23 protein-coding genes are annotated in these 19,666 nt (G+C 65.7%); 5 read left to right on the forward strand and 18 right to left on the reverse strand.

The genetic code is table 11. The features are described 5' to 3' along the window. Positions 1-37 precede the first annotated feature (37 nt). The 5 genes from I6N89_RS01970 to I6N89_RS01990 all read right to left on the reverse strand — a co-directional run bounded on the left by I6N89_RS01970 (position 38) and on the right by I6N89_RS01990 (position 2,377). Complete coding sequence (locus I6N89_RS01970; RefSeq protein ID WP_207016544.1) at positions 38-211, reverse strand: hypothetical protein; 174 nt, start codon at positions 209-211, stop codon at positions 38-40. 205 nt (positions 212-416) lie between these two features. Further along, the gene (locus I6N89_RS01975; protein WP_076698970.1) at positions 417-623 is read right to left on the reverse strand and encodes a cold-shock protein; all 207 of its coding nucleotides are present in this window, start codon (positions 621-623) and stop codon (positions 417-419) included. Between the two features lie 175 nt (positions 624-798). Continuing rightward, a complete protein-coding gene (locus tag I6N89_RS01980; RefSeq protein WP_076698975.1) occupies positions 799-1,239 on the reverse strand; it encodes a MarR family winged helix-turn-helix transcriptional regulator in 441 nt (146 codons plus the stop codon). A gap of 112 nt (positions 1,240-1,351) precedes the next feature. Continuing rightward, complete coding sequence (grxC, locus tag I6N89_RS01985) at positions 1,352-1,609, reverse strand: glutaredoxin 3 (protein WP_207016545.1); 258 nt, start codon at positions 1,607-1,609, stop codon at positions 1,352-1,354. 39 nt (positions 1,610-1,648) lie between these two features. Beyond that, positions 1,649-2,377 (reverse strand): ComF family protein, encoded by a 729-nt coding sequence (locus I6N89_RS01990; RefSeq protein WP_207016546.1) that lies wholly within the window; start codon positions 2,375-2,377, stop codon positions 1,649-1,651. A 14-nt stretch (positions 2,378-2,391) separates the two neighbouring features. Between I6N89_RS01990 and I6N89_RS01995 the strand changes: the two genes are divergently transcribed. Beyond that, complete coding sequence (locus tag I6N89_RS01995; protein WP_207016547.1) at positions 2,392-3,213, forward strand: methyltransferase domain-containing protein; 822 nt, start codon at positions 2,392-2,394, stop codon at positions 3,211-3,213. A 60-nt stretch (positions 3,214-3,273) separates the two neighbouring features. After that, positions 3,274-4,335, forward strand: coding sequence for a ferrochelatase (hemH, locus tag I6N89_RS02000; RefSeq protein WP_207016548.1), 1,062 nt, complete (start codon positions 3,274-3,276; stop codon positions 4,333-4,335). A gap of 169 nt (positions 4,336-4,504) precedes the next feature. Here the strand turns inward: hemH and I6N89_RS02005 are convergent, their stop codons facing one another. Both I6N89_RS02005 and I6N89_RS02010 read right to left on the reverse strand, forming a co-directional pair. Continuing rightward, a complete protein-coding gene (locus tag I6N89_RS02005) occupies positions 4,505-4,699 on the reverse strand; it encodes a ferrochelatase (RefSeq protein WP_207016549.1) in 195 nt (64 codons plus the stop codon). 143 nt (positions 4,700-4,842) lie between these two features. Further along, positions 4,843-5,433: a L,D-transpeptidase gene (locus I6N89_RS02010; RefSeq protein ID WP_207016550.1), complete on the reverse strand. Its 591-nt coding sequence runs from the start codon at positions 5,431-5,433 to the stop codon at positions 4,843-4,845. Positions 5,434-5,631: 198 nt separating this feature from the next. On the opposite strand from I6N89_RS02010, the gene I6N89_RS02015 reads away from it, so the two are divergent. Beyond that, positions 5,632-6,186, forward strand: a complete 555-nt coding sequence (locus tag I6N89_RS02015; RefSeq protein ID WP_207016551.1) for a CAP domain-containing protein — start codon at positions 5,632-5,634, stop codon at positions 6,184-6,186. A 19-nt stretch (positions 6,187-6,205) separates the two neighbouring features. Here I6N89_RS02015 and I6N89_RS02020 read toward each other — a convergent pair whose 3' ends face one another. The 8 genes from I6N89_RS02020 to I6N89_RS02055 all read right to left on the reverse strand — a co-directional run bounded on the left by I6N89_RS02020 (position 6,206) and on the right by I6N89_RS02055 (position 15,395). Continuing rightward, a complete protein-coding gene (locus tag I6N89_RS02020) occupies positions 6,206-6,700 on the reverse strand; it encodes a L,D-transpeptidase family protein (protein WP_207016552.1) in 495 nt (164 codons plus the stop codon). Positions 6,701-6,781: 81 nt separating this feature from the next. Beyond that, positions 6,782-8,005, reverse strand: coding sequence for a class I SAM-dependent RNA methyltransferase (locus I6N89_RS02025; RefSeq protein ID WP_207016792.1), 1,224 nt, complete (start codon positions 8,003-8,005; stop codon positions 6,782-6,784). 320 nt (positions 8,006-8,325) lie between these two features. Continuing rightward, positions 8,326-10,164, reverse strand: a complete 1,839-nt coding sequence (locus tag I6N89_RS02030; RefSeq protein ID WP_207016553.1) for an ABC transporter ATP-binding protein — start codon at positions 10,162-10,164, stop codon at positions 8,326-8,328. A 29-nt stretch (positions 10,165-10,193) separates the two neighbouring features. Continuing rightward, positions 10,194-12,047, reverse strand: a complete 1,854-nt coding sequence (locus I6N89_RS02035; protein ID WP_207016554.1) for an ABC transporter ATP-binding protein — start codon at positions 12,045-12,047, stop codon at positions 10,194-10,196. Positions 12,048-12,089: 42 nt separating this feature from the next. Next, on the reverse strand, positions 12,090-12,674 hold the full coding sequence (locus I6N89_RS02040) for a LysE family translocator (RefSeq protein WP_207016555.1): 585 nt from the start codon (positions 12,672-12,674) through the stop codon (positions 12,090-12,092). After that, a complete protein-coding gene (locus I6N89_RS02045) occupies positions 12,671-13,819 on the reverse strand; it encodes a CCA tRNA nucleotidyltransferase (RefSeq protein ID WP_328805828.1) in 1,149 nt (382 codons plus the stop codon). Before I6N89_RS02045 ends, I6N89_RS02040 begins: the two co-directional genes overlap by 4 nt. Beyond that, positions 13,816-14,379, reverse strand: a complete 564-nt coding sequence (locus I6N89_RS02050) for a CoA pyrophosphatase (RefSeq protein ID WP_207016794.1) — start codon at positions 14,377-14,379, stop codon at positions 13,816-13,818. Before I6N89_RS02050 ends, I6N89_RS02045 begins: the two co-directional genes overlap by 4 nt. Positions 14,380-14,417: 38 nt before the next feature. After that, positions 14,418-15,395: an Hsp33 family molecular chaperone HslO gene (locus tag I6N89_RS02055; protein ID WP_207016556.1), complete on the reverse strand. Its 978-nt coding sequence runs from the start codon at positions 15,393-15,395 to the stop codon at positions 14,418-14,420. A 76-nt stretch (positions 15,396-15,471) separates the two neighbouring features. Between I6N89_RS02055 and I6N89_RS02060 the strand changes: the two genes are divergently transcribed. Next, a complete protein-coding gene (locus I6N89_RS02060) occupies positions 15,472-15,909 on the forward strand; it encodes an NUDIX hydrolase (protein WP_207016557.1) in 438 nt (145 codons plus the stop codon). A gap of 1 nt (position 15,910) precedes the next feature. Here I6N89_RS02060 and I6N89_RS02065 read toward each other — a convergent pair whose 3' ends face one another. After that, positions 15,911-17,161, reverse strand: a complete 1,251-nt coding sequence (locus tag I6N89_RS02065; RefSeq protein WP_236016371.1) for a PP2C family protein-serine/threonine phosphatase — start codon at positions 17,159-17,161, stop codon at positions 15,911-15,913. A gap of 144 nt (positions 17,162-17,305) precedes the next feature. Here I6N89_RS02065 and I6N89_RS02070 point away from each other — a divergent pair, with 144 nt between their 5' ends. Then, positions 17,306-17,641 carry an Hpt domain-containing protein gene (locus I6N89_RS02070; protein ID WP_207016558.1) on the forward strand — a complete coding sequence of 112 codons (336 nt, stop codon included), beginning with the start codon at positions 17,306-17,308 and terminating at the stop codon, positions 17,639-17,641. Position 17,642: 1 nt separating this feature from the next. Here I6N89_RS02070 and ilvA read toward each other — a convergent pair whose 3' ends face one another. Both ilvA and I6N89_RS02080 read right to left on the reverse strand, forming a co-directional pair. After that, the gene (gene ilvA / locus I6N89_RS02075) at positions 17,643-18,869 is read right to left on the reverse strand and encodes a threonine ammonia-lyase IlvA (protein WP_207016796.1); all 1,227 of its coding nucleotides are present in this window, start codon (positions 18,867-18,869) and stop codon (positions 17,643-17,645) included. A 37-nt stretch (positions 18,870-18,906) separates the two neighbouring features. Further along, positions 18,907-19,647, reverse strand: coding sequence for a hypothetical protein (locus tag I6N89_RS02080; protein WP_207016559.1), 741 nt, complete (start codon positions 19,645-19,647; stop codon positions 18,907-18,909). Positions 19,648-19,666 lie beyond the last annotated feature (19 nt).

The raw sequence follows: 19,666 nt of genomic DNA on the forward strand, positions 1-19,666 counted from the left end.
AGATCCGGAATTGACCGCAAGAGCGGCAGAGCGTCGGTCACTTGCCGCCGTCTCGCGCGATCCGGGCCTTGCGGAGCTGCTCGGTCTTGGCGTCGCGCTTGTGCTTTTCGTCGTCGAGAATCTGCCGGGCGGCGCGGCTTGTCTTGTCCATCACCGTTTCCGCGCGCGGCGCGGCGGGCTTGAACAGGGTATCTTTGGTAAGTTTCGCCATCTCGGAATCTCCATTTCAGGTTGATCTTCAAGACTGCGCAACACTCGGGTCGCCTGCGATCTTGCGAGCGCTCGCGTCCGATATGGGACAACCGGTGCCCCATCGGTTGCAGATATGACCGTTTCCCGAAAGACGGCGTCACATCTTGCAGAAAGGCGGGAGCAGTCCTCAGACAGCCCCCGCCCCTAGTCGGCTCGTCGCGGGCTTATGCCAGCGCGATATTGGTCGCCGATTCGCGACCGTCACGACCGCTTTCGAGGTCGAAGGTCACGGCCTGGCCGTCATCGAGCTGATGCAGACCGGCGCGCTCAAGCGCGGAAATATGGACGAAAACGTCTTTCGAACCTTGCTCGGGGGCGATGAATCCGAAGCCTTTTTGGGCGTTGAACCATTTCACGGTGCCATTGGCCATCGTGAGATCTCCTAGTTTGGTGCCGTCCGCAGGATGCGACGACCGGGCTCAGTGTCGTCATAGGATCAACTGAGGCCGCTAGGAAACAGAAGTCGTAAGAAGAAGCTTAGCCTCACCCGTGTAGAGCGAGATGGCCCTTACCACAAGGACAAACGCTCAGGCGGTGCAATACGGGCTATTCCGCTTCGAGCTTCAGCCGCAGCTCGCGCAGCACCGGCAGCGCCGCGCGGACCTTTTCGGCGCCCAGCTCGCCCACCATTTCCGAGATCACCGGCGTCATCGCCGCCAGCGCCGCCTCGCGGGCGCGTTTGCCGGCCGGGCTGATCGAGACCATCTTGCGCCGCGCATCGTCCCAGTCGGGGCGGATATGCACGTAGCCGGCGATCTCCAGCTTGGCCAGGGTATTGGTCATCGCGCCCCGGGTGACGTGAAAGCTGCGCGCGAGCTGCGCGGGAGAGCGTTCGTCCTGCACCCGGGCGAGATGGTTCAGCACCGAGAAATGCGAAATCTCCATGCGGTCCGGCAGCACCCGCGTCAGCCGGTTCCGCAACAGCTGATCCGCCGTCAGCAGCTCGCTGAAGAGCGAGATCGCAAGCGCATTCTCAGGATTCGTCATGCCGGGCCGGTCGATGCCAAAGGGGTTTCACGGGGATGGGATCGGCACTTTCTGGACGCGGCGCCGCGCAAGGTCAACAAAAACCCTTGCCCGACCGCCGCTTGCCCGGGGCTCAGCCCGCCAGCAGCGCGTCGAGCTTGCCGGCGCGTTCCAGCGCATAGAGCTCGTCGCAGCCGCCCACATGGGTGGGGCCGACAAAGATCTGCGGCACGGTGCGACCGCCATTCGCGCGCTGCACCATCTCGGGCCGGCGCGAGGGGTCTTCCATCACGTCGATCTCGGTGAACTCGGCGCCCTTGGAGCTGAGCAGGCGTTTGGCGGCGTGGCAAAAGCCGCAATAGGGCGTGGTGTAGATTTCGATCGGTTGCATCTTGGGTCCCTTCGGGAGGTTCGGGGCATTTGAAGGGATTTAGGGTCGCTTTGCAACGCGTGCCAGCACGCAGACACAGACCCGCCGTGCGCCGCCCGCAAGACAGGCCTCTGCCGCCGCCGAAAGCGTCGCGCCCGATGTCATCACATCGTCGACCAGCAGCACCGGCCTGTCGCGGATCAGCGCGGCGCGGTTCGGAGCGACCCGGATCGCCGCACCCAGCGTCTCGAATCGCGCCTCGCGGCTCTTGCCGTCCAGCACCGGCGTGTGGCGCGCGCGCTCCAGCGCGTCGGGGCTCCAGCCGATGCCCAGCGCGCGCGCCAGCGCCTGGGCCAGCAGCGCCGACTGGTTGAAACGCCGGCGCAGGTGGCGGCGCGGATGCAGCGGCACCGGCACCGCGATCATGCCGTCCTCCAGCAGCGGGCGCGCCTGCCGGGCCATCCAGCCGCCCGCCACCGCCGCAATGTCGTGCCGATCGCCATGTTTCAGCATCAGCACCAGCTTGCGCCCGTTGTCGCGATAAAGCAGCGCCGCGCAGCCCGCCTCCCAGGGCCGGGGCACGCTCAGGCATTCGTCGCAAAACTCCGCCCGATCCGAGGCGCCGGGCAGCGGCACGCCGCAGGCGCTACAGGACAGCCCGGCGAGGAACGGCGTGTCGCGCCAACATCCGCCGCAGAGGCCGAAATCGGTCTCCACCAGCCCGCCGCAGATCAGGCAGCGCGGCGGGTAGATCACGCGCAGCACGGTTTGCAACGCCGCCCCGAACATTCTAATCAGCCTCCATGTCGAACCCCGCCCCCCTCACCGACCGAACCGCGCTGTTGCGCCACCGCGCCCGCGCCGCGCGCGACCCCGCGCTCTTCCTGCAAGAGGCCGCACGGGAAGAGGTGCAGGATCGGCTCTTCGTGGTTAACAGGACGTTTACGGCACCCGCCGTGGTGACCGGGTTCCCGCAGATCTGGGAAAGCGCTCTGCCCGGTGCGAAGATCGTCGCCGATGACGAGGTGCTGGCGCTCGACGAAGGGGCACACGATCTGGTGGTGCATGCCATGGCGCTGCATTGGGCCAACGACCCGGTCGGCCAGCTTGTGCAATGCCGCCGCGCGCTCAGTGCCGACGGGCTGCTGCTGGCGCTCTGTTTCGGCGGCGAGACCCTGCACGAGCTGCGCGCGGCACTGGGACAGGCCGAGGTCGAGGTCACCGGCGGGCTGTCGCCCCGGATCGCGCCGATGGGCGAGATCCGCGATCTCGGCGCGCTGCTGCAACGCGCCGGGCTGGCGCTGCCGGTGGCGGATTCCTTTACCCTGACGGCCAGCTACGATTCCGCCCTGCATCTCATGCGCGACCTGCGCGCCATGGGCGAAACCAACGCGCTGACCGGGCGGCTGCGGCACCCGACGCGGCGCGGCGTGATGCTGCGCGCGGTCGAGCTCTATGCCGATGCCTTTGCCGGATCCGATGGCCGCGTGCCCGCCTCTTTCGAGATCGTCACCCTGACCGGCTGGGCCCCGGACGAGAGCCAGCAGAAGCCGCTGCGCCCGGGATCTGCGGCGCAACGTCTCGCCGACGCCCTGAACACGGCGGAAACGCCTCTGAAAGATTGAACTCTTTTCAGGAAGCGATACCTAACGTTTTCAGTCATGGAAGCAGATCAGGACAGGACCATGCTTGACGCCACCAGAAATGCCGCGCGCCCGGCGCATGCGCCTTCCGATCACCCCGAGATCGCCAAGCCGAAGGTCGGCGTGCTGCTGGCCAATCTCGGCACGCCCGACCATTACTCCTACTGGCCGATGCGGCGCTATCTGAGCGAGTTCCTCTCGGATCAGCGCGTCATCGACTATCCGAAATGGAAATGGCAGCCGATCCTCCAGGGGATCATCCTGTCGAAGCGCCCTTTCAGCTCGGGCGAGGCCTATAAGTCGATCTGGAACGAAGAGCTGAACGAAAGCCCGTTGATGACCATCACCAAGCGGCAGACCGCCGCCATCGCCGACAGCATGCGCGCGCGCTACGGCGATCAGGTCATGGTGGATTTCTGCATGCGCTACGGCAACCCGTCGACGCAGTCGAAGGTGCGGGCGATGACCGAGGCCGGCTGCCGCAAAATCCTGTTCCTGCCGCTCTATCCGCAATATGCCGGCGCCACCTCAGCCACCGCCAACGACCAGTTCTTTCGTGCGCTTATGGAGGAGACCTGGCAGCCTACTGCCCGGGTCGTGGACCCCTATTTCGAACATCCGAAATATATCGAGGCGCTGGCCGCGTCGGTTGAGCGGGGTTATGCCGATATCGCCGAGAAACCCGACATTCTCGTGGTCAGCTATCACGGTATGCCCAAGCGCTACCTGATGCAGGGCGACCCCTATCACTGCCAGTGCCAGAAAACGACTCGGCTGCTGCGCGAGCGGCTGCGCTGGGACGAGACCCAGATCACCACCACCTTCCAGTCCGTCTTTGGCCCCGAGGAATGGCTGCGCCCCTATACGGTCGAGCATGTGGCCGAGCTGGCGAAGCAGGGCAAGAAGAAGATCGCGGTCATCGCGCCGGCCTTTTCCGCCGACTGCATCGAGACGCTGGAAGAGATCAACGAAGAGATCCGCGAAAGCTTTGAGCATGCGGGCGGCGAGCAGTTCACCTATATCCCCTGCCTCAACGACGAGCCGGCCCATATCGACGCGCTGTCTTCGGTGATCGAGGAGAACATGGGCGGCTGGCTGGAGTAGGTGGGACAGGTGGGACGTGGGGTGCTGGTGGGTTGAAAACCCACCCTACCTTGCTGCGCCTCGCTCCGTAGGGTGGGTTTTCAACCCACCATCCCCAACCCATCGGCACAAAAGAAAAAGGCGGCGCCGAAGCACCGCCTTTTCCGTGTTCTGTTCGCGATCCGTTGGATCAGTCAGCCGAAGCAGCTGCTGCAACCACGGCGATCAGGATCAGCGGGATCAGGATGCCAGCGGACGACGAGCTTTGCTGAGCTTCTTCCACAACCACGACGGGCTCCATGACCACGTCGTCTTTTGCGTAGGAGCCGGCCATTGCGGTGGATGCGGTGGCGGCGAGCACAGCGGCGAGAGCGAGTTTCTTCATGTTATCCTCCAGATAATCGCCTGACGTAGCCAGATTTTCCACGTCAAGCACCCAAGACTTACCTCGTAGATCTGTCTAAGCAGCAATTCACGGGGAATGCAAATCCAACTTAGCGTTCGGATTTGCCCGTCAACCCTCTGTCGTCAAATAAGCAACACCTGCGTACCAACTTGCGCCATGCCATAAAGTTGCTCGATATGCTCGTTGTAGAGCCCGATGCAGCCGTTGGAGGAGCGACGGCCGATCTTGCGCGTGTCGTGGGTGCCGTGGATGCGGTAATAGGTCCAGCTCAGGTGCATGGCGCGGGTGCCGAGCGGATTGTCGGGCCCCGGACCGACATAGTCCGGCCATTCCGGATTGCGCTGCTTCATCGAGGGCGTCGGGCGCCAGTCGGGCGCCGGATCCTTCAGCGTTACCCGGGTGCGGCCGCGGCGCGTCAGATCCTCGCTAAGCGGCACCGAGCAGGGATAGAGATGATAGGTGCCATTCTCTTCCCAATAATGCAGCGCACGCGAGGTGATATCCACCAGGATCGCACCGTTGTTCAGCGACGAGAAATGCGGCTGCCAGTCGAGCGTGCGGAAGCTCGAGATATTACGGCGCACGATCTGCGACAGATCGCGCTCGATCTCGACGGTTCCCGCACCGTTCACATCCTGGGCCAGCGCCGGAGTTCCGATCGCGGCCGCGCCTGCGGCCAGAAAGGCGCGACGGTCAAAACGCTTCTGTGTCATCTTGGTCCGATCCTCGTTGCACAGCTATCAAAATGCCCCAAGGGGCTTTCGGCGCTATACTACGGCTTCGGTGATATGGCCGTAAAGCCTCAGTCGCACATCAAACGACGCTGAGACCTCGCGGTCACGGTGATGTGCGTTTGATTAGCGGCTCTGCGCAGGCTAAGCCGAAAAAAACGAAACGAATAAGGCAGGACAATGCAAAGACGATCGTTCCTCGTGATCTCCGCAGCGCTGGTCACCGCCGCATGTGGCGCGACGACCTCCGCCCCGACTCTGGGACCAGATGGCAAACCCCTGCCGCGCGCTTACCGGATCGCACCGGGATCCGGCGCGAAAATCGAATACAGAATGCTCGACTCGGTGAACGCGCTGCGTCAGGCGCGCGGCGTGCCGCCGCTGTCGCTGAACGCCAAGCTAAACGCCGCGGCGGCAACCCATGCGCGGGACATGTCGGTGCAGAACCGGCCCTGGCATTTCGGCTCCGACGGCTCCTCGCCCATCGACCGGGTGCAGCGCGTCGGCTACACCGGCCGCCTCGTGGGTGAGAACATCTCGGAAACCTACGAGACCGAGCTGGAAACCCTCGCCGCCTGGATGGAAGACGCCCCCACGCGCAATGTCATCCTCGATGAATCCGCGCGCGATCTAGGCTTTGCCTGGTATCAGGAAGACAATGGCAAGATCTGGTGGACGCTGGTCACCGGCGCGCCGAGCCTTGCTCCCACCCCGGGTGAAGGGCTGCCCTCCTGAGGCAGCCCGGTCATGCCGGTCACGGGGTGATAACGATCGGCGTGCCGTTGCGCACCATCGCATAGATGTCTTCCATCTCGCGGTCGGTCACGGCGATGCAGCCCGCCGTCCAGTCGCGCCCGCCCTTGCGGTCTTTCCACGGACGCCCGTGGATGAAGATATCGCCGCCCGGGCTCTTGCCCAGCGTCTCGGCAAAGGCGCGATCCGCCGGGTTGGGATAGGAAATCCCGATGCTGAGATGGTAGTTCGAGTTCGGGTTGCGCCGGTCGATGAAATACATCCCCTCCGGCGTCCTGCCGTCGCCCTCGATCTGCTTGTGGCCCTCGGGCGCGAACCCGAGCCCGATATCATAGGCCTTCAGCACCTCCTGATTGTGCAGGAGAAACATGCGCCGCTGGCTTTTCTGCACGACGATCTGGGTCACTTCCGGACCGTTATAGGATCTGAATTTGCTGGAACACGCCGTGACTGTCGTCGCCAGGGCGAGGATGAGAACTAGCCTGAGAAACCGCATTTATCCGCTCGTTGTTTTTTGCCTCTTATAGCGCAAAAAACCCGTCCGGAACAGCCGCGCCAATCCGCCTGCGGCACGATTTCACCGATCCGTGAGCGTCAGGCAGGCGACCAGCTCGATATGGGTCGACCAGCGGAACTGATCGACCACGCGCAGCCAGTCGAGCGTATAGCCCGCGTAATCCAGCGCCGCCGCGTCGCGGGCGAAGGTGACCGGGTTGCAGGAGACATAGGCGATGCACGGCACGCGGGCGCGGGCCAGCTCGGTCACCTGCGCCTCGGCGCCGGCGCGGGGCGGGTCGATCACCGCCGCGTCGAAACGCGCCAGCTCTTCCGGCAGCAGCGGGTTGCGAAAGAGGTCGCGCGCCTCGGCGGTGACATGGCGCAGCCCCTGCGCCATACGCCACCCCTTGTCGAGCGCGGCGGTCATCGCCTTGTCGCCCTCGACCGCATGCACCCGCGCGCGCTCGGCCAGCGGCAGCGCGAAGGTGCCGCAACCGGCAAAGAGATCGACCACATGCGCCGCGTCGCCGACGATCTCGCGCACGCCGTCCAGCAGCGCCGCCTCGCCGTCGGGCGTGGCCTGAAGAAAGGCGCCGGGCGGCGGCACCACCTCGGCGACGCCCATGCGCTGGATCGTGGGCCGCCGGGTCAGCGCCACCTCATCGCCCCAGGCGATGCGCGCCACGTCATGGGCGCGGGCCAGATCCGCCAGTTCGGATTGCAGCGCCGCGTCCAGCGGCTTGCCACCGCTGACGGCGATGTCGAGCCCGGTGAGGCTCACCGTCGCCAGCACCGAGAGCTCGCCCTTGCGGCTCGCGCCCAGCACCGCCAACGCCTCGACCAATGGCAGCGCGGCGGCAAGTTTGGGATCGACCAGCAGACAGTCGGGCACCGAAACGATCACGTCCGAGCCCTTCATGTGGAACCCGGCCAGCGCGCCTTTCTTGGTGCGCCGCGCGGAAAAGGCGGCGCGGCGGCGGCTTTGCGGTTTCGAGGTGAGACAGGGCCGGATCTCGGTCTCCAGCGCATGCGCCGCCAGCGCCTGCCGCACCACGCCGGTCTTCCAGTCTTCGACAAAATCGTCGCGCGCATGCTGCAACTGGCAGCCGCCGCAGCTTTTCGCATGGCGGCAGGGCGCACGCACCCGCATCTCCGACGGTGTGAGAATGCGCGGCGACGCCATCACGCCATCGGCGATCTCGCCTTCCACCACTTCGCCGGGCAATGCCCCGGGCACAAAGACGGGGCCCGGCGCGATGCCGTCACCCTGATGCCCCAGCCGTTCGATCGTGACCTGTTCCATGGCCCGCCTCTTGCCCCGAAACGCGCCCCGCTTCAACACCCGCCATAACCGCAGCCAGACCGGCAAATCCAGCACGATCAGCGTATCGGCCCGCGCAAGGCGCGTGTCATAGGTGGCCGACAGACCGCCTTCGATGATCCAGCTTTCCTGCGCCTCGGCGCTGCGGATCAGCGGCAGCTTCTGCGGCATGGCGCGCTCGACCCAGCCCGGGCTCCAGTGGATGCGGTCGATATGCACCACCGGCAGCCCGGTGCGGGCCCCCAGCCGCCGTGCGAGGGTGGATTTCCCCGCGCCGGGCTGGCCGAGGATCATCACACGTTTCACTCGGCGGCCTCCTCGGCCTCGGGGTTCACGAACCCGCCCGACTGCCGGTTCCAGTAGCGCGCATAAAGCCCGTCCTGCGCCAGCAGCACGTCATGGGTGCCCTGTTCGACAATATGACCGTGATCGAGCACGATGATCCGATCCATCTCGGAGAGGGTCGACAGCCGGTGCGCCACGGCCAGCACCGTCTTGCCCGCCATCACCCGCTCCAGCGCCGACTGGATGGACGCCTCGACCTCGGAATCGAGCGCACTGGTGGCCTCGTCCAGCACCAGGATCGGCGCGTCCTTGAGGATGGCGCGGGCCAGCGCGATGCGCTGGCGCTGACCGCCGGAGAGTTTCACGCCGCGCTCGCCCAGATGCGCCTCATAGCCCTCGCGGCCCATATGGTCCTGAAGGCCCAGAATGAACTCATGCGCCTCGGCCTTCTCCGCCGCCGCGATCACGTCCTCCATGGTGGCGTCAGGCCGGCCATAGCGGATATTGTCGAGCGCCGAGCGGTTGAACATCGCGGTTTCCTGCGTGACCATGCCGATCTGCCGCCGCAGGCTTTCCTGCGTGACCTCGGAGACGTTCTGCCCGTCGATGAAGATCCCGCCCTTTTCGGCGTCATAGAGCCGCAACAGCAGCGCCACCATGGTAGATTTCCCCGCCCCGGAGGCGCCGACGATGCCGACCTTTTCGCCGGGCCGGATATCCAGCGCGATATGCTCCACCCCGCCGGATTCACGGCCATAGGCAAAGCCCACATCGCGGAACTCGATCCGGCCCTCGCTGACCTCCAGCGGCGCTGCGCCGGGCGCATCGAGCAGCGTATGGGCGGGGGTGATGGTGCGGATCCCGTCCTCGATCTCGCCGACATTGGCGTAGATCCCCATCAGCGTGAAACTGACCCAGCCGGTCATCTGGCTCAGCCGGATTGCCACCGCACCGGTGGCGGCGATGTCGCCGGCGCTGACGAACCCCTGGCTCCAGAACGCCAGCGCGGTGCCGATCAGCACCACGGGAAGCGTGCCCGCCAGCGTCATCAGCCAGAAGCGGAAGGCCGAGGCGACATGGCCGAAGGAAATGAACCGGTCGCGATAGGTCGACATCGCCTCGAGCGCGGCGCGGTCCTCGAACTCGTCATGGGCAAAGAGCTTGACCGTCTTGATATTGGTCACCGTATCCACAAGCTGCCCGGTCACCATGGCCCGGGCCGAGGCGCGCGCCTGCGACCGTTTGCGGATACGCGGCATGAAATAGCGCAGCAGCAGCGCATAGGCGCCGACCCAGAGCACCAGCCCGATGGCGATACGCCAGTCGATGGAGCCCACCAGCAACAGCGAGCCAGCGACCGAGGCCAGCGCGAAGAGGATCGCCTGCACCACCTCGGAAATCACGTCGTTCAGCGCCCGCGCCGTCTGCATCTCCTTCTGCGAGATGCGCCCGGCGAAATCGTTGTCGAAGAAGGTGACGGAATGGCCCAGCGTGTAGCGGTGCACACGGCTGAGGATCAGGTTGAACACGTTGGGCTGCATGATGACCGACTGCACAAAGGCCGACAGCCCCGCCGTTATCGGGCGCACCAGCACAAAGAACGCCGCCGCGAAAAGCAGGAACGGCCAGTGATCGGTAAAAACGCTCTGCGCGTCGCTGGACAGCGCCTTGTCGATGACGTCGCCAAGAAGTTTGGCAGTGATCACCTCGAAGGCGCCGCCCAATGTGGAAAGCAGAGCCGCCGGGATCAGCACCGGCCAGGCGCCCTTGAGCGCCCAGAGCACAAAACGGCCGAGGGTACGGGGCGGCGGTGTCTGCGCGCGGGAAAACGGGTCGATAATGTCGGAGAGAGTCATTCCGATGCCTTGTCGTCTGGCCTGTGGTTTCAGGTATCTTCCGGATCGGCAGGCAGGTCGGGGTCGAGAAACCCTCCCGATTGCCGGGCCCAGAATTTTGCATATAGGCCGGCTTGCGACAAAAGCACGTCGTGGCTGCCTTCTTCGACGATGCGGCCACCGTCGAGCACGAGAATACGGTCCATCTGCGCGATGGTCGAGAGGCGGTGTGCAATGGCGATCACCGTCTTGCCCTGCATCATGCCGTAAAGCGTATCCTGGATCGCCGCTTCGACCTCGGAATCGAGCGCGCTGGTGGCCTCGTCGAGCAGAAGGATCGGCGCATCCTTGAGGATCACCCGCGCCAGCGCGATCCGCTGCCGCTGACCGCCGGAAAGCTTCACGCCGCGCTCACCCACATGGGCATCATAGCCGGTGCGGCCTTCCGGGTCTTGCAGGCTCAGGATGAACTCATGCGCCTGCGCCTGTTTGGCGGCGGCAATCACCTGCGCCTCGCTGGCATCCGGGCGCCCGTAGAGCAGGTTTTCGCGCACCGAGCGGTGCAGCAAGGCGCTGTCCTGCTGCACCATGCCGATCTGCCGGCGCAGGCTGTCCTGCGTGACCTTTGAAATATCCTGACCGTCGATCAGGATGCGACCCTTCTCAGCGTCGTAAAACCGCAAAAGCAGCTTTACGAGGGTCGATTTCCCCGCGCCCGAGCGCCCGACCAGCCCGATCTTTTCCCCCGGTTCGATGGTCAGCGAAATATCGTCGAGCCCGCCGCTCTCGCGCCCGTAATGATGGCTGAGACGGTCGAGCACGATCTCGCCCTTCTCAAAGCGCAGCGGTTTCGCATCGGGCGCATCGACCAGCGCGATGGGTTGGGCGATGGTCTCCATCCCCTCGGCCACCACGCCGAGCTGGCGGAAAAACGTCGTCAGCGCCCACATGATCCAGCCGGTCATGGCGTTGAGCCGCAGCGTCAGCGCGGTTGCTGCCGCGACCACGCCGACACTCGCCGCGCCCTGCATCCAGAGCAGCAGCGCCCAGCCCACGACGCCGACGATCAGCAGCCCGTTGAGCGCGACCAGAGCCACATCCATGATGGTATAGAGCCGCATTTCCGCCTGGAACGTCTCGCGCGAGCGGTCGATTGCCACCTTGGCGTAATCCAGCTCCTGCGCGTCCTGCGCGAACATCTTGACCGAATGGATATTGGTATAGGCATCCACCACGCGCCCGTTGACAAAGCTACGCGCGTCCGACGCCGCCTTGGACGCCGCGCCCACGCGCTTGACCGTCCAGCGCATCAGCCAGGCGTAGAGCCCCAGCCACAGGATCAGCGGCAGCATCAGCCTCGGGTCGGCGTCGCCCAGCAGCACCGCGGCGCCCAGCACATAGGCCAGCGAAAAGGTGATCGCGTCGAAGACGTGAAACACCGCCTCGCCCGCCGCCGGGGGCGTCTGCATGATGCGGTTGGCGATGCGCCCGGCGAAATCGTTCTCGAACCAGCCGACCGACTGGCGCAGCACCTGCGCATGCGAGCGCCAGCGGATCAGCGTGCCGAAATTCGGCATGATCCCGTTGTTCAGCACCAGCACATCCAGCGCCTGCAAGAGCGGGCGCAGGAACAGGATGAAGAGCCCCAGCGCGATCAGCTTGCCGCCATGCGCCTCCCAGACCTGCGCCGGATCGCCGGTGAGGATGTCGACCACCCAGCCCATGGCCCAGATCAGCCCGATCTCGACCGCCGCCACCGCCACCGAAAGCAGCGCCGCCCAGACGAAAACGCGGCGGAACGGGCGCGCGTAGTCCATCAGGAACGCAAACAGCCGCGTCGGCGGGTGATCCGTCGGCGGGTAGGGGGTGTAAGGGTCTACAAGGTTTTCGAAAAACCGGAACATGTCGGACGTCCTGCCGCTCGGGCGCGCAGTCTCTCCGATTCCTTACAGGAAGACCATGACGGAAAAACTGCCCAGCGCGACGGCCATGATCCGGGTGAAAATCCGCCAGGCGGCGGGGGTGGTGAGCAGGTAGGTGAGCAGCGCGCCGGCGCTGGTCCAGAACAGGCAGACGCCGAGGTTCAGGCCGGAAAACGCCGATCCCAGCCTCAACGCCTCGGCCCAGGCGCCGCCGGTGCCGGGATAGGCGGAGGCCGCGGCCAGCGCCACCGCCCAGACCTTGGGGTTCACCCATTGGAACAGCGCCGCCTCGATCAGCGTCATCGGCCGCTCGCGCTCGGCCTTGCGCTTGCGCCGGTCGGCGGTCCAGAGCCCCCAAGCCATGTAGAGCATCCAGAGACTCGCCGCGATCTTGAGCGCCAGCTCCAGCATCGGGGCGCGGGCCAGCAGCGTGGCGATGCCAAGGCCGGTGAGCCCGGCGGTCACCCCCACCCCCAGCACCACGCCGAAGAGATGCGGCAGGGTCGGACGAAAGCCGAACCGCGCGCCGGAAGCGGTGAGCAGGATCACGTTCGGCCCGGGCGAGAACAGGCCGAAGAAGACAAAGCCGTAAAGTGGATCGAGCGTCATGCAAGCAGCTCGGCGCGGCTGAGCGTAAAGCCCGAGGCGATCCACCGCGCCTCGAGCCGGCGCAGCGCCTCGCCCAGCGCCGGACCCTGAAGATCCGGCATCAGATCGCGGGGTTTCACGGGAAACACCGCCCCCAGCCCCTTGGCGATCTCGGCGCCGGTGTCGGGCGCGACCGGCATATAGATGCTCGCGGCGCGCAGGGCGGCAATGTCCCAGGCCATGTCCCTGCCGTGGCGATAAGCGATCTCCGCCGGGCCCGCATTGGCGGAAATCAGGCTCTGATAAAGCTCAAGTTGCCGCTGACGCGCTCGCGACAGGCGCAGCACCTTACCGTCGAAATAGCCCAGAACCGCCAGCCGCCGCATCGGATCGGCGACAAGGCCCAGCGCCTCCTCGACGGTGATCAGCGGCGCCAGCGCCTGGATCGTGGCATTGGGCAGCACCCGGTGCAGAACGCCCACCTGTTCCATCACGCCAACCGAGGGCGCCGGATCGGCCGCGGAGAGCAGCCGCGTCACCTCCTGCCCCACCCGCTCGCGCGACAGGGTTTCGAGACCGTCGAGATTGGCGGCAATTCCCGCCAGCGCCTCGGCATCGACCCCGGCTTCGGGGTCGCCATACCAGGCGCTGAAACGGAAAAAGCGCAGGATGCGCAGATAGTCCTCGCGGATGCGCTCGCCGGCATCGCGGATGAAGCGCACGCGCCGCGCCTCCAGATCCGGCAGCCCGCCCAGAGGATCGAACAGCGTGCCGTGCGCATCGGCGTAAAGCGCATTCATGGTGAAATCGCGCCGCGCTGCGTCCTCGGCGATATCGTCGGAATAGCGCACCACCGCGCGGCGCCCGTCGGTCTCGACATCGGCGCGAAAGGTGGTGACCTCGTGCCCGATCCCTTCGGACACCACGGTGACCGTGCCATGGTCGATCCCGGTCGGCACCGGTTTCAGCCCTGCCGCCTGCGCCAGCTCTACCACCCGCTCGGGCCGAGCATCGGTGGCGATATCGACATCGGCCACCGGCACCCCCATCAGCGCGTTGCGCACGCAGCCTCCAACGGCATAGGCGACATGGCCGCCGGCTTCGAGCATCGCCAGCACTTCCTGCGTGGAATCGCAGGTCAGCCAGTCTCCGCTCACCCGTGTCACGCCGCCATCCGTTTGCTCAGCGCCCAGAGGACCCGCGCGGTGGCGCCCCAGATGTAATAGGGCCCGAAAGGCACGGTGTAATAGCGCCGCCACTGCCCGCGCCAGCGCCGCTGCTGCACAATAAAGCGCGCCGGATCGGTGACATGGGCAAAGGGCACACGAAAGATCTCGGCCACTTCACCGGGCTCGGGAATTTCGGTGAAATCGTCTCTGACAAGGCCCAGAACCGGCGTCATTTCGAAACCGGTCACCGTCTCATGCGGCGGCAGGGTGCCCAGCAGCTCGACGCTCTCCGGCGGCAGCCCGACCTCTTCGCGCGCCTCGCGTAGCGCCGCACCCACCGGGCCGTCATCGCCCGGATCGACCTTGCCGCCGGGAAAGGCGATCTGGCCGGGATGGTGTTTGAGCCGCGGCGAGCGTTTCGTCAGCAGCAGCTCAAGCCCGTTCTCACCGGGCAGAAAGGTCACAAGCACCCCCGCCGGGCGCAGAATGCGCCCCGCAGGCAGCAGCGTTTCCGGGTTCAGATCGAAATCGGACGATGGCGCGCCGTCCGAGGCCATCGCCCGGCGCAGCGCCGCAATCTGATCCCCGGTCGCGCTCACTTCTTGGCCTCGAACCCCACCGTCTCGGGATCGAGCACGTAATGCGCGCCGCAGAACTGGCAATCGGCGGTAACCGTGCCCTCCTCGGTGGTCATCTTCTCAATATCCCGCGCCGAATAGATCGACAGCGAATTGCGCACACGCTCCTCGGAGCAAGTGCAGCCGAAACGCACCGGCTGGGCGTCGAAGACCCGCGGCTGTTCCTCGTGAAACAGCCGGACCAAAAGGTCGGTCGGCGGCAGATCGGGGCCGATCAGCTCCAGCTCGTCCACCGTGTCGACGTGGAAATTCACCCGCCGCCAGTTCTCTTCCTCGTCGCCCTGCACCAGATCCTCGGGCCGCAGCAGCCCGTCCTCACCCGAGCCGCCGCCCTGCGCAAAAGGCGAGGCCTTGGGCATGGTCTGGATCATCAGCCCGCCGGCGCGCCATTCGCCCTGGCCGTCCGCGCCGATCACCTTGCCGAAATTCAGCGCAAACCGCGTCGGAAGCTGCTCGGACTGGGCGAAATAGGCCTCGGCACAGGCCGCGAGCGAACCGCCGGCCAGCGGCGTGATGCCCTGATAGGGAGTCGTGCCCTTGCCCTGGTCGATCAGGATCGCGAAATAACCCTCTTCGAGCTGGTCGAAGGCCGGATCACTGGTCACCTTCTCGGCGTCGAAACTGGCATAGGCGCGGATGCGCGCCGGCTGCCCGTCTTTCTCGGGGCCGAAATAATCGGTGGCGATCATCCGCACCGCGCCGCGCGTCTGAACCTGAAGCGAGAGCTTCCAGCGCAGCTTGATCGTCTGCCCGATCAGCGCGGTGAGCAGCGCCATCTCGGCCACCAGCGCCTCGACCGGTTCGGGGTAGTCGTGCTGTCTCAGGACGCCGTTGAGCACCCCGTCGAGCCGCGCCACGCGGCCACGGATGTCCGAAACGTCGAGTTGGAACGGAAGGACGGTGTCGTCCCAGGCGAGCTTGCTGCCGATGGTCATGGGGTTTCCTTATCTGCCGCGCGTTGGCATACCGGCGCATATAAGGCAGGACGGCGCAGGAACCAAGGGGAACCGCATGATCGCTCGTTACGGAGAACCGCCCGAGGCCGGGCGCCGCTACACGCTGCGGCCCGGTGCCTACGCGATCCTGCCGCGCGGCGGCGCACTGCTGGTGACCCATCAGGAAGAGCCCTGGCCGGAATTCCAGCTGCCGGGCGGTGGCATCGACGCGGGCGAATCACCCCTCGCCGCGCTGCATCGCGAGGTGTTCGAGGAAACCGGCTGGCGCATCGCCCGACCGCTGCGGCTTGGGGCGTTCCGGCGCTTTACCTATATGCCGGAATACGACCTCTGGGCGGAAAAGCTCTGCATCATCTATCGCGCCGATCCGGTCTATCCGCTGGGCGCGCCCTTGGAGGCCGGGCACAGCGCGCACTGGATGGCGCCGGATCTGGCGGCAGAGCTGCTGGGCAACCCCGGCGACCGGGATTTCGTGCGGCGCCACATACTCTGACCTAGCCAATACCCCGGTATTCGACCAGCGCGGCGGAGACGTCATCCTCCGGGCTGGTGCCCGTTCGGGTGATCTGGCTGAGGCGCCAATAGAGATCGTCGAGAAACTCCGTCCCCCGCGCGGCACGGCAGAGGCCCGCGAGTTGCTGCAAGCCGTCCTGATCCAGCATCTGCCCGTCCTTCAGCAGCGCCTCGGTGAAGCCATCGGAATAGAGCAGCAGCCGATCCCCCGGCTCCAGCTCCAGCGTGATCCGGTCATAGCACACATCACTGATCAGGCCGATGGGCAGCCCGCCCTCGCCGACAAAGCGCATGCTTCCATCGGCGCGGATGAGCAGCGGCGGCGGATGACCGGCCTGCACGATCCGCGCGACGCCGCTGGCCAGATCCAGCGTCACATAGGCCATGGTGAGATAATCCAGCACCCCGGGATCGGCAGAGAGCCGGTTGTTGAGCCGCATCGCCACCTCCTCCGGCGGGCGGAAGACGGGGTCGCCGCCGCGCCGCTCCAGCGCGATGTTCTGGTCGGGGAAATCGCCGCCGAGATAGCCCGACACCCGCGCCGTCATCAGCGCCGAGGTGATGCCGTGCCCCGAGACGTCGATGCTGTAGACGCCGAGCCCCGCCGCATCGGGGCTGAACATGCCGACCAGATCGCCACCGACATGGCCGCAGGGTTTCAGCAGCAGGCTGACAGACGCGGCGCCGTAGTCGCGGCTACGCTCGGGCACCAGCGCCTCCTGAATGGTGCGGGCCTGGCGCAGATCGCGATCGATGGCATCGGCGGCGGCGCGCAGCTGGTCAAGCGTATCGCTCAACTGCCGCTGCATCGACAGGATGCGGGCGCCGGCATTGATACGGGCGCGCAGCTCATCGGCATTGACCGGCTTGGTCAGGAAATCATCGGCCCCGGCATCGAGGCCGCGCGCAATCTCGCCCTTTTCGCTCTTCGAGGTGAGCAGGATGAAATAGCCGTAGCTGTAGCTGTCATGCTCCAGCGCGCGGAACCGCCGGCAGAATTCCAGCCCGTCCATCCCCGGCATCATCCAGTCCGAAAGCACCGCGTCGGGCGCCCCCGTCTCGCACAGCGCCAGCGCCTCCTCGCCGCTTTGCGCCTGCCAGACCTCAAACCCCCAGCGCGTCAGCATGGCGCTCAGGATCTTGAGCTGCACAAGGCTGTCATCCACCACGAGCACGCGCTGGACCAGAGCCGCGGCAGAGGCGGCAGAGATATCGACGCTTTCGGGATGCAAGCTGGCTCCTACAGGCGGACGGATGCGCCGGGTTTACCGGGCCTGCGTTAACGGAGCCTTTAGCCTAAAATTGTCGGCACCTCGCCCGGGCGGAAAGAGAATTTTCATCTTTCCCGCCTAGCTCTGGAGAGCAGGAGGTGCCCGATGATCGACTGGAGTCAGGTGTCAGAACTGCATGACGAAATCGGCGCGGTGGATTTCGACGAGGTCGTGGCGCTGTTCCTGCAAGAGGTCGAGGGCGCGCTCGCAGACCTGCCCGATCAGGCGAGAGAGCCCGCAGCGCTTGAGGCCGCGCTGCATTTCCTCAAGGGCAGCGCGCTCAATCTCGGTTTCGACACGCTCGCACACGCCTGCCAGGAGGGCGAATATGCTGCCCGCGCCGGCACGCCGGAGGCGGTGGATCTCGGCGCCATCGCCCGACTCTACGAAGACAGCCGCGCCGCCTTCCTGCGCGAGCTGCCGGAGCGGCTGGCCGCCTGACTCAGATCAGGAACTGCGCCAGAAGCTCGTCATCGGTGATATCGCGCAGCGTGTAGCCATGGCTGTCCAGCCGTGCGAGCAGCGTTTCGAAATTCGCCGGATCGACCGTTTCGATCCCAAGCAGCACAGAACCGAAATTGCGCGCCGATTTCTTCAGATATTCGAACCGGGTGATGTCGTCCTCGGGGCCCAGGAAGTTCAGGAAATCCTTCAGCGCGCCGGGACGCTGCGGCAGGCGCAGGATGAAGTATTTCTTCACTCCGGAATAGCGCTGCGCCCGTTCCTTCACCTCGGGCAGCCGCTCGAAATCGAAATTGCCGCCGGAGGTGACGCACACCACCGTGCGACCGCGAATCGACTGGCCGAGATCCTTGAGCGCATCCACCGAAAGCGCCCCCGCGGGCTCCAGCACCACCCCCTCGACATTCAGCATCTCGAGCATGGTGGTGCAGAGCCGGTCCTCGCTCACCGTCAGCGTATTGGCGAGGCCCACACCCTTCAGCCGCTCGAAGGTGCGCGCGCCGATCCGCGCCACCGCCGCGCCATCGGCAAAGGTGTTGACCGTGTCGAGCGTCACCGGCCGCCCCGCCGCCAGCGCCGCGCGCAGGCAGGCGCCACCCGTGGGCTCGACAAAGGTATATTGGCAGTCATTGCCGAAATAGCTCAGCACACCGGAGCCGAGCCCGCCGCCGCCCACCGGGATCACCATGTGATCGGGGGCATGACCGAGCTGCTGCTCGATCTCCACCGCGACGCTGGCCTGCCCCTCGATCACGTCCTCATCGTCGAAGGGCGACAGGAAATGCCCGCCCTTCTCCGCACAAAACGCCTGCGCAGCGGCCAGCGTGTCGTCGAAATAATCGCCGGTCAGCACGATCTCGACCGCATCGCCACCGAACATCCGGGTCTTCTGGATCTTCTGGTCCGGCGTGGTCACCGGCATGAAGATCACGCCTTTCTTGCCGAACTCCCGGCACATATAGGCAACGCCCTGCGCGTGGTTGCCGGCGCTCGCCGCAACAAAAAGCTCCGCCTCGGGGCGCTTGCGCATGGCGTTGAAGGCGCCGCGCAGCTTGTAGCTGCGCACCGGGCTGAGATCCTCGCGCTTGAGCCAGACATCGGCGCCGAAGCGGTCGCTCAGATGGGCGTTGCGCAAAAGCGGTGTCTCGGGAAAGACACCGCGCATCGCCACCGCCGCGGCGCGGGCCTTGTCGTGAAAGCTGTCCATCCGCGACAGTTGGCGCATCGCTACGGACAAGGCAAGCCTAGTCGATGCGCCGGCGCTCGATGAAATACCCATAAAGCGTGGTCAGCAGCGAGATTCCGAACATCATGACGAACCAGTCCACGACGACACGGTAGATCAGGCTGATCAAAGAGCTGGTGTCGCCATCGATCATCGCCGGCAGCCCGATCACGATCTGCGCTGCCATCGAGATCAGCGCCAGCACCAGGATCGCCTTGTCGTCCTGTTTCGTCGCCTCCCAGGCGTCGCGCATTTGCAGACTCTGGCCTAGCGCCGCCGCCGGCAGGATCAGACCGATGCGGAAAAACACATAGGAAACCAGCCCCGCCATGCCGAAGATCAGCAATCGGGCCAGGCCCGGGATCCCCATGACCAGCATCCCGAGGACAGCACCGATCGTCACCAGCGCCAGCCCGATCACCAGTCCGATCATGATCGAACGCCAGAGATAAGAGCCGAGCTCGGCCCCGTGCCAGCGCGGCAGCCAACCAGCGGGCATCTCTCCGGTCAGCACATAGCGATGCCAGCCGACCGCGATCCAGAGGCTTGCCAGTACCGCGAACACCAGCATGATCAGGAGATTGCCGGCGGCTGCCGGGGTCGCCGCGATCTCCTGCGGGTCGACAGAACCGCCGCTCCCGGAGAAGATCATGACCTGAAGCGCCACCTGCACCAGATAAAGCAGAAGCGAGATGCGCAGCGCCGCCTGGAGGTTGTCCAGTACCATCCGCACCGAGTGCATAAAGATCTTCCAGCCCATCGTCCCGCCCGTCTTTACA

Origin of the sequence: Salipiger abyssi, from assembly GCF_017311415.1 — a bacterium.
Taxonomy (GTDB): Bacteria; Pseudomonadota; Alphaproteobacteria; order Rhodobacterales; family Rhodobacteraceae; genus Salipiger; species Salipiger abyssi_A.